Annotated in this window: 10 protein-coding genes; 4 read left to right on the top strand and 6 right to left on the bottom strand. The window is 46.5% G+C overall.

Annotated elements, in window-relative coordinates; all coding sequences use genetic code 11:
* The coding region (locus PHE37_RS13675; RefSeq protein WP_300008815.1) for a Fic family protein at positions 1-533 on the top strand (533 nt) is incomplete at its 5' end.
* 69 nt (positions 534-602) lie between these two features.
* On the opposite strand, the gene PHE37_RS13670 is transcribed toward PHE37_RS13675, so the two are convergent.
* From PHE37_RS13670 to PHE37_RS13660, 4 genes are read right to left on the bottom strand one after another with little or no spacing between them, the layout of a single operon-like run.
* Positions 603-1,076, bottom strand: coding sequence for a toll/interleukin-1 receptor domain-containing protein (locus tag PHE37_RS13670; protein ID WP_012468364.1), 474 nt, complete (start codon positions 1,074-1,076; stop codon positions 603-605).
* Between the two features lie 12 nt (positions 1,077-1,088).
* Positions 1,089-1,637 carry a TIR domain-containing protein gene (locus PHE37_RS13885; protein WP_366881187.1) on the bottom strand — a complete coding sequence of 183 codons (549 nt, stop codon included), beginning with the start codon at positions 1,635-1,637 and terminating at the stop codon, positions 1,089-1,091.
* Positions 1,638-1,675: 38 nt separating this feature from the next.
* Positions 1,676-3,697, bottom strand: coding sequence for a TIR domain-containing protein (locus PHE37_RS13665; RefSeq protein ID WP_300008812.1), 2,022 nt, complete (start codon positions 3,695-3,697; stop codon positions 1,676-1,678).
* Positions 3,698-3,709: 12 nt separating this feature from the next.
* Positions 3,710-3,973 carry a hypothetical protein gene (locus tag PHE37_RS13660; RefSeq protein WP_012468367.1) on the bottom strand — a complete coding sequence of 88 codons (264 nt, stop codon included), beginning with the start codon at positions 3,971-3,973 and terminating at the stop codon, positions 3,710-3,712.
* Between the two features lie 126 nt (positions 3,974-4,099).
* On the opposite strand from PHE37_RS13660, the gene PHE37_RS13655 reads away from it, so the two are divergent.
* From PHE37_RS13655 to PHE37_RS13645, 3 genes are read left to right on the top strand one after another with little or no spacing between them, the layout of a single operon-like run.
* Positions 4,100-4,951: a WYL domain-containing protein gene (locus PHE37_RS13655; RefSeq protein WP_300008807.1), complete on the top strand. Its 852-nt coding sequence runs from the start codon at positions 4,100-4,102 to the stop codon at positions 4,949-4,951.
* A gap of 14 nt (positions 4,952-4,965) precedes the next feature.
* On the top strand, positions 4,966-5,745 hold the full coding sequence (locus PHE37_RS13650) for a nucleotidyltransferase domain-containing protein (RefSeq protein ID WP_300008805.1): 780 nt from the start codon (positions 4,966-4,968) through the stop codon (positions 5,743-5,745).
* The gene (locus tag PHE37_RS13645) at positions 5,738-6,004 is read left to right on the top strand and encodes a hypothetical protein (protein ID WP_300008803.1); all 267 of its coding nucleotides are present in this window, start codon (positions 5,738-5,740) and stop codon (positions 6,002-6,004) included. The genes PHE37_RS13650 and PHE37_RS13645 overlap by 8 nt, the downstream gene beginning before the upstream one ends.
* Positions 6,005-6,014: 10 nt before the next feature.
* On the opposite strand, the gene PHE37_RS13640 is transcribed toward PHE37_RS13645, so the two are convergent.
* Positions 6,015-6,494, bottom strand: coding sequence for a hypothetical protein (locus tag PHE37_RS13640; protein WP_300008801.1), 480 nt, complete (start codon positions 6,492-6,494; stop codon positions 6,015-6,017).
* Positions 6,491-7,588 (bottom strand): tyrosine-type recombinase/integrase, encoded by a 1,098-nt coding sequence (locus PHE37_RS13635; protein WP_300008799.1) that lies wholly within the window; start codon positions 7,586-7,588, stop codon positions 6,491-6,493. Before PHE37_RS13635 ends, PHE37_RS13640 begins: the two co-directional genes overlap by 4 nt.
* Positions 7,589-7,957: the final 369 nt, after the last annotated feature.

Genomic DNA, 7,957 nt, shown 5'->3' with positions numbered 1-7,957 from the left:
CAAAAAATGCCATGGCTGCTCATGGGTACTGGCTTGCGCATAATGAGGTCAAGGCAACGATCAGAGGCATTCTTGCAGGTGCAAACCCGGGCGCAGCATTCCGCCTGGATCACGGTTCATGGTATCGGAAGCTTTTCACGCCAAACGTCGATGCCGGCTTTCTCAGGCCGGCGGATCTAGCCGGTTATCGGGCAGACAAGGTATTTATCCGGAACGCATCCCATGTCCCGCCTTCCCAGGAAGCGGTCCGTGACATGATGCCGGAACTGTGCGACTTGCTGGAGGCGGAGCCCAACGCAGCCGTACGTGCCGTTCTTGGACATTTTCTGTTTGTGTACATCCATCCGTATTTTGACGGCAATGGCAGATTGGGGCGGTTTCTGATGAATACCATGCTGGCGTCTGGAGGATATCCGTGGACAGTAATCCGGATCGAACAGCGAAGTGATTACATGTCAGTCCTGGAAATGGCAAGTTCGCGGGGAGAAATAAAACCTTTTGCGGAATTCATAGCCAATTCGATGAATATTTAGATCGTCTGCCAATCTGGGTTGGATAGAGGCGGCCCAAATGGCCGCCATTTATTATTGGTACAATAGTATTTAACGTTGCCCGGTAGCTGACTTCAACATTCGATGAAAATCGCCTGATGACTTTACTGACGCATAAGAAGCCCTGAGAGATTCAGATTTTTCAAGTAGAACACTGCTATCATTATTATACAGTCTTACAAATTCTGCTAAATGTTCGGGTCTATTCATTATCGGCCAAATATCTAAATATTCGGGCAAACTGACGCCATCAATTTTGTATGAACAGATACGCCTATCAGCTTCAGAAGCAACCCCTACTTCAAAAGGGACCCACCAAGAACCTGATGTATTGTGTGACATTATCGCCATTAAATGGCTACAGTCACCTATTCTTGACATAATAACATCAGTAATATTTTTAGATCGTTGCAGTACTTCATCAAATTCATCAATATAGCACTTAATCTTGTTGGCCTCCAAATATGCGTATATCTTGAGAGCAGATGCTTTATCTGCTTTACGATGAGACAAAAACACTGGCATAAATACCTCCCGTTATTGACAGCTACGATTATTAACGAACCGATCTCTCGGATTTACAATTAGATTTGTTTTTGAAGTCCTTGCCAGAAATGCATTATGTATTGCATTAGCCAGAGTGTCCTTGCGCGTTGGGTACTCAATCCATCGTGCATAGCAATCTACTTGCTGATCATTTTGCTTCAAATTCAAGTTCAGTCTGTTTGGGAAGTTGGTTCCACTTTTAAAACTAGGCAACTTAATCCCAAGTAAGCCGTTGGGTGTCAATGTATTGCCGCTTCTTAGAGATGATTGTATCTCCCAGTCAACATACCTACGAGCCCACGTGCATTTACCCATAAGTACAATTGTTACCGTGGAATCTTTCAGATATAATTCCCTGATTCGCTTCATAACATAATCAGTATCTGTGCTACTAATTATGCTTTCCTCCATATCAACGCCCAGAACTCTCGATATAAATACATTTCGTTCATCAGAAAAAGTAGTTATGAAATCATTTACTTCCTCTTGGTCTGCGTGGTGATAGGTAATAAATACTTTGTGTCGTACGTTGTTACTCATGATGGTCTCCTATAAATTTAGTTTTAAAGGCACAAATTCTAAGTGGAAAGATTCTTTAGACCTTGAATTATCAGATATATGCACTCATCCACAAAAGGGGTTGCCATAAGTCGTAAATACGTCGCCTCGTCAAGCCCTGCATTCTTTGATATTGTCGAAACATCAATTCCTTCGAGGATTGTCTTTACTTGTCCGTAGTTTGCATTATTGCCGCTCTTCGAGGCTAAGGTTTGAAGATCAACATACTCTGCATTATAAGTAACCTGCCATGTCTCAGTAAGTGAGTCTGGATAAGGTTCCTTGCGTAATATCTTACAGACCTCGCCAACTATACCTCCGAATGCGCCCAACAGATAAATAGGTTTATTTTTGTCTATTGCAATAAGTATTTCTTCCAAAACTCCCGGCATTTTACCGTTGTATCCTGAAATCTTACCGCCCGCGCATACTCTAGCGTGTGAGGAGTCGATGGATTGTTGGCGCATTTCTGTGAGACAGCGAGACCAAATATATTTATTCTGAGGTGATGTGGGAGGAAGATATTGATCAGTGTCAACATCATTAGCAATATCGGCTGGAATATCGTGTTCGACAGTGTTCATAACTGCTCTATAATTTGCACGCCACGAGGTCATTTCTTTATCAGCCTTATGGATTGGCCATGCTAAATGATTTTCCACATGTATGTCATGGGTATTGAGACGGGATTTCAATGCCACAGCTTCATTGAGGATAAATTCTGTAAAGCCATCCTTGCGTAAGTCCCCTCCATAGATCAACGTGGCAGATCTGGCAAGCAGGTGTCTTGCAAGATCTTGGGCCAGCCTTACAGATTGGCTTGTGGGGAGATGGTGCTCTTTAAAACAGGCACTTGCGACATCAGAGACAGAGATGCCAACTCGTAAACCTTTTAGCGAATTATTGTCAGAACTGCTCCAAAGAGGGGTAAATGTTTCAATCGATAGATGGCTATGCCAATCGCCTTCTTCAGAATAAATTGGAGGTTCCGGATAACAGAGTTTATTTTTCTGGCCATCTGACTTCAACGTAAGAAGTTGACGAATTTCAGGTGGTCGGGAAAAGAGAGCACATCTGCTGTCGATCCAGCCTCTTGCTTGATAATGCTCAAGTGAGGACAGAGCATGGCAGTGGCGTATAGTCTCCAGAATTGCGGCGGTGAGTATTTTGAGTACATCTGATTCTTTGAGCGGGGATTCTGGCGATATATGAACACATGGTATATTCGAACCAGCGGGAAAGATTCTGTCTTCAAAGTCCTCCAAACAGTTAATGGCTATCATTGGCCGGTGATGCTCTTTTGCACTTAAAATTTCCCGCTGACACCAATATCGAGATGAATAATCGTCACTACAAATCGCCAACATAGTTGATTCTTTAATGCTTTTAATTATTTCCTCGTCAAACTTGAATCCTGGGGAAATTGTCGTGGCATCAAAAAAATGAGACATGTTTGTAGTGTCGATAAATCGCTTAATTGATTCTGCGTGTAAACGACCGGTGTCCCCACTCTTTGCATGGCTGAGAAATAATTTTATGGAAGATGACTTTCCTTGATCCTGTTCTTCTATTTCAATAAAACCATGTCGATATAATTCATGTGCCATGGCAAGTACCGTATTTTGAACCATGTATTCCTTCTGCCACTCATATACACGAATGAAATTAATGTTTTTGAGGCTTCCCCCACCACCGTGCCCAAGCCCCTCATGGGACAATGCAACAGGAACTGCCCGCATTGTTCGAGTAAGCTTCAGATTGTTGATGTAATTGTCCCATAATGTGTATCCTCTCGTATTGACACTCGTAAATACAAATAAAACATTCCGTAAAGCGAGTTCACTCGGAAGGTCATTGGGTACATCGGTCGGACTGCATGAGCTATAGAAAAAAATTGGAATATTTAGATTTCGAGAAAAAGGACGATTGATATCCCTTGAAAAGCTCCTAGTAATTGCTTCTAGGATCGGATCAACGGTATCACTGTCCAATGGATGCCATATGAAGTGAACTGCAATAGGTGGTTTGTATTGTGGGGACATTCTATTTCCTTCTTACCGTGTCATTTTTTTGGACGGCCTCTGCGCCAACGCGCTTGCCGCCGCTGTTTTTGACGTTTTGCTTGTTCGCCCGTCACGTAGTACACTTGATGCCGCCGACGCCGCTGCTTCCGATGTCACCTTTTTAGGTGCGTTTGTCTGTGAAAGTGTGCTACCTGCCGCAGTTTTTGATTTCGGAGCAGTATTGCCACTTTTTAACGTTTTTGCTGCACTTGATGCCGCCTTTGGCCCTGTTACCCCAGATTTTACCTTTGACATTTCAATCTCCTTTTTTTCTTGAAGTTTTCTATCATGAAGGTTATAAAAACTGTACGTATAATATATATACGGATAGTTACTATGTCAATATAGTTTTTATACGCATCAAGAAAATGGGAGAATTCGATGGATGATCAATCGGTTACGATTCCTTGGAGTACGCGAAAACGGCTGCAATATCTTGAATTCAAGCTGTATTGGGAAGGAAGGGTCAATCGAGGAGACCTAACTGCAAAATTTGGAATATCAATCCCCCAGGCTTCGGTTGATTTCACTAAATATCAGGAGATGGCACCCAATAATATCTCATACAATTCAAGTGCGAAATACTATGTGCCAACCGAAACATTCTCGCCAATATTCATTGGACTATCAGCTGATGCATATTTTTCAACTATCTTGTGTTCGCCGACAGATAGCATTGCCACTTGTGGATCGGATTATGTTGCAGCTGTTCCAAATCCTACTCGTGCTATCGATCTTGATGTTCTAAGGACATTGGTTCAGTCCATCAAGAATAAGCAGGTTGTCTCGGTAGATTATCGGTCATTTAACAATCCACAACCAGGAAATACTCGATTGATTTCTCCACATGCCTTTGGAACAGATGGGTCGAGGTGGCATGTACGAGCGTATTGCCATGAAAGTTATTCTTTCAAAGACTTCGTACTTGGAAGGATAGCTTCTGCAGTAATGGGGTCTGAGTCAGACATTGACGTTAATAGCGACTTCAAATGGTTTAACTATGTCAATGTTGAAATCGGTCCTAATCCAAAGTTGAGCGAAGCGCAAAAAAGTATCGTCGCTATGGATTATAGAATGACTGATTTCAAATTGAAATTTAAGTGCAGGATAGCCCTTATTTTCTATTTGTCGAAAAAACTTGGGATCGACCGTAACGACAGCGAGCGTGCTGGTGAAGAGCAGCAAATAGTAGCAATCAATCTGGATGAAATCCACGCAGCTATACGTCAGTGAAGTGATAAGGCAACATGAATATATCCGAACAACTCTCGAATATTGAAACAGTACAAGATGTTCGCATTCTCTACGCCGTAGAGTCTGGTAGTCGTGCCTGGGGTTTTGCCTCCCGCAACAGCGACTACGATGTCAGGTTCATCTATATTCACAAACCGGACTGGTATCTCTCGATTCGTGATCGGCGAGATGTGATTGAATGCCCGATTTCCAACGATCTCGACATCAGTGGGTGGGATCTGAAAAAAGCGCTGGGCCTTTTCAGTAAGTCTAATCCGCCGCTCCTGGAGTGGCTCGGTTCTCCGATCATCTACAAGGATGCTTTCGACCTTGCCAATAGGTTGCGTGAAATGTTGACCACTTCCTTTCAACCGCAACGCAGCATGTACCACTACCTGCACATGGCCCGGGGCAACTATCGGGAGTATCTAAAGGGGGAAGTAGTCAGGCTGAAAAAATATCTCTATGTGTTGCGACCAATACTTGCCTGCCTCTGGATTGAAAAGCACGGGACAATGCCGCCCACCGAGTTCAGCAAACTTGTACGCGATGCACGTCCGTCCGTCACTTTGAGTGCGGCCATTGATGACCTATTACAACAAAAGATGTCTGGTAACGAACTGGATACAGCTCCAAAGATTCCGGTGCTAAACGAATTCATTGAGCAGATGTTGGATCATTACAGCCTACTGTCTGGCAAAAGGCCGACTCCGGTTGCTGACTATGATGCCTTGGATCATCTTTTCAGAGAGATGCTGCAATCGGTGTGGGGTATAGGAGTGCCCAATGCCTAAATATGGAAGAGGGTTAAATCGAGAAATTGTGGCGGCGGTCAATGCAGGGATGATCCTTGAGCCGTTCTCAATAAAAGATGTCAGAAAGTTGATCAAAGCAAAAAACTGGAAGCCTGAGCCAAGTGAGAATCATGTCAACGTCACGCTTGCAAATGGTGCCAGTGACAGCCACAGCGTCACCTACAAAAAATACTTCCTTTCTGTTGGTGACGGTCAGTATAAAGTCAAGCCGCATTACAAGGGTAATGAATGGCTCTGAACATAACAGTTCAGGAGGTCAACGCTGCGTTCTGAACCCAGCTTTGAACGGCTTCCCGCTTCCGAAGGTCTGTCAATTCCCTTCGCCAGTGCATCATAGCGCAGTCATCGGAGCAATAGGATACAACCCGAATGCGCGGATCGTCTTCCTCGGTGAATCTCACATGAATCATGCCGTCCTTCTGCCGGGGCGAGGTGCAGGCTTCACAATGTTGAACCGCAGGACCATCGAGTCCGTCATCATTGCTGACTGACAGGAACCGAGTGCCAGATGTGTTGATGAAGGTGCGGTGCCAATAGGCGTCTCCTTCGACAACCAGGATATTGCGTAGGTGATGGCATGACAATTCCTGGGTATAGCTTCTGTTACAAAAAGGGCAAGTCCCACGATCGAAGTGGTCGCTTATCCCGGAGATCATGGTCAGCACCCCAGGGGTGAGATCCTTATGATCACAGACAACGGGTTTGCCTTCGTGGTCCCAGAGAATCATGGCGACTCCTCTGTCTCCTGGACAGGAGCGGATGGTATGCATGAATCATCAACCGGCGGTGTCGGCGCCGTAGTGATTGCCAGAGGAATTTTCCTGGTGAAGCGTTTATGCTCCCGGCCACTGGCGGCATAGATGGCGCTGGTGCTGATGTCCTCATGGCGTAACGTATCCTGAACAGCCCGGATGTCCTTGGTGACATCGTATAACATTGTGCCGCAGGTGTGCCGAAGAGCATGGCAGGAAACCCGTTTCCGTTTCAGGCCGGCTTTGCTCAGGTAGCCGTCAATGACACTATTGAGGCCGATACGCGATATCCGACCCCTGCCTCGGCCATTCTTGCGCACGCTGAGAAACATCGGCGTAACGAACGCTTGCCGGTGATGAATGGTAGTTTCCTCGACGGCAACCTCACCCCTGGCAGCAAGGTAGGCCCGGATGGCGGCCACTGTATCTTCCCGGGGGTAGATATAACCGTCTTTGCGCTTGCCGTGGACCAGGATGCGCACACCGCCCTCGACGTCTTCGATGTCTTCGATGTCTTCGACGTTGGCCCGTTTGATTTCGACTCGGCGGAGCCCTTCGAGCAGCATAAGGGCTATGATGGCCCGGTCGCGCAACCCTTTGATACTGCCAATTTCGGGAAGGTGCATGATCAGCAGTTCCGCCTGGCCGGCGGTAAGATGCTTTTGCTCAGATTTAGCTTCCCGGGCGACAGGGGGGCGAACATTGGCCGCCGGATTGATGGCGATCAACCCCCGGTTCATGGCGACCTGGTAAAATCGTCTGATGACGGTCAGCTTTACGGCGATTGACGATGCTTTCATGCCGGCCTGGATGAGTTCATGGCGAAAGCTCTCCACATCGGCCTGGGTCATGGCAGCCGGAGTGATGCCACGGGCGTTACACCAACGGAGCCAATGGTTGAGGTGGGACGTGTAGGTTTTAATCGTGTCTTCGCGTGGATCACCCAGGGCAACTTCACGTTCCAGCCAGTTGCGTACTGCGGCTTCAAGATCCGCTGGCAGGTTGTCCGGAATCTGGCTGGAGATCAGTGCCGAATGGGGGCCACCGGTCGGGATGATATCATTATTCATGCGGATGCTCCGATTTGATGCTGGTCAGTGATGTATGTACTACGGCGCTGACAAAACCGCTGATGAAAGCCATGACCTCCCGAGGGGGGCCGTGGTAGAGCGATACACTCGGCACCCGGTCTGGCCGTGGACGTCGATAAAGACGGTTAACGGTGAACCCGGTCCCGGCTCGCTCGACCTTCAGACCCGAGTCCCATGATTTGAGCTGATTGTTGTTTGCTGAAATACACGCTTTGCTGAGAGCGCGTTCCGTGATCTTTGACAACCTGACCCCCCTTGTAATCTACTGTCGAAGTGTGACGTAAAACCGGCCAGTCAGTTGGCCGTCTTTCTGGGCGGAATACCTATACATAATTGGGGAAATGTATA

Source organism: Sulfuricurvum sp. (assembly GCF_028681615.1).
Classification (GTDB): Bacteria; Campylobacterota; Campylobacteria; order Campylobacterales; family Sulfurimonadaceae; genus Sulfuricurvum.
This window is presented reverse-complemented; position numbering and strand designations above follow the sequence as displayed.

What these genes read in the sequence shown, in the direction of transcription:
- PHE37_RS13670 (WP_012468364.1), bottom strand. Translation starts at nt 1,076, where the DNA reads ATGCCAGTGTTTTTGTCTCATCGTAAAGCAGATAAAGCATCTGCTCTC.
- PHE37_RS13885 (WP_366881187.1), bottom strand. Translation starts at nt 1,637, where the DNA reads ATGAGTAACAACGTACGACACAAAGTATTTATTACCTATCACCACGCA.
- PHE37_RS13665 (WP_300008812.1), bottom strand. Translation starts at nt 3,697, where the DNA reads ATGTCCCCACAATACAAACCACCTATTGCAGTTCACTTCATATGGCAT.
- PHE37_RS13660 (WP_012468367.1), bottom strand. Translation starts at nt 3,973, where the DNA reads ATGTCAAAGGTAAAATCTGGGGTAACAGGGCCAAAGGCGGCATCAAGT.
- PHE37_RS13655 (WP_300008807.1), top strand. Translation starts at nt 4,100, where the DNA reads ATGGATGATCAATCGGTTACGATTCCTTGGAGTACGCGAAAACGGCTG.
- PHE37_RS13650 (WP_300008805.1), top strand. Translation starts at nt 4,966, where the DNA reads ATGAATATATCCGAACAACTCTCGAATATTGAAACAGTACAAGATGTT.
- PHE37_RS13645 (WP_300008803.1), top strand. Translation starts at nt 5,738, where the DNA reads ATGCCTAAATATGGAAGAGGGTTAAATCGAGAAATTGTGGCGGCGGTC.
- PHE37_RS13640 (WP_300008801.1), bottom strand. Translation starts at nt 6,494, where the DNA reads ATGATTCTCTGGGACCACGAAGGCAAACCCGTTGTCTGTGATCATAAG.
- PHE37_RS13635 (WP_300008799.1), bottom strand. Translation starts at nt 7,588, where the DNA reads ATGAATAATGATATCATCCCGACCGGTGGCCCCCATTCGGCACTGATC.